Source organism: Vibrio sp. 1562 (genome assembly GCF_033340155.1).
GTDB classification, from domain to species: Bacteria; Pseudomonadota; Gammaproteobacteria; order Enterobacterales; family Vibrionaceae; genus Vibrio; species Vibrio alginolyticus.
Genome location: NZ_JAWOVY010000812.1, coordinates 1 through 509, shown reverse-complemented (window position 1 = coordinate 509; position 509 = coordinate 1). Strand labels below are relative to the sequence as shown.

Sequence of the window (509 nt, the reverse complement as noted above, 5' to 3'; positions counted from 1 at the left end):
TGTGTCTCGGAATACACCACTGAGCCACGTGCTTTTACGATGTCATTTCCACCAGCAACGGATTGTGCGACTTTGTAGTCAAAATCATCGCTGCTGTTGAAGCCTGACGTACCGCCGACAAAAGATTCAAACGCCAATTCATCTGAGTACGCTTTTTTAGTGATGATGTTAATGACACCACCCGTCGCACCAGCCCCATAAATGGAGGTCGCGCCTGAAAGCACTTCAATTCGTTCGATGTTGAACGGGTCAATCGCATCCAATTGACGACTGATAGGACGAGAAGATTGCAGAGAAACGCCATCAATCATGACCAGCATGGCTCTGCCACGCAGATTTTGGCCGTAGTTTGTCCGGCCGCCAGTGCCAACATCTAAAGAAGGGATCGTGGCAGAAAGAATATCACCCAGAGTTTTACCTGCTCGGTATTGTTGAGCAATTTCTTCTTGCCCTACAAACCAAACCGTACCGGGAATATCAGAGATGGATTTTGGCATGACGCTGCCAAC

1 protein-coding gene is annotated in these 509 nt (G+C 48.3%); it reads right to left on the bottom strand.

Annotated features, from left to right (window positions below; translation table 11 throughout):
* A partial coding sequence (locus R7Z49_RS27810) for a TonB-dependent receptor plug domain-containing protein (protein ID WP_318112885.1) occupies window positions 1–509 on the bottom strand: 509 nt, incomplete at both ends.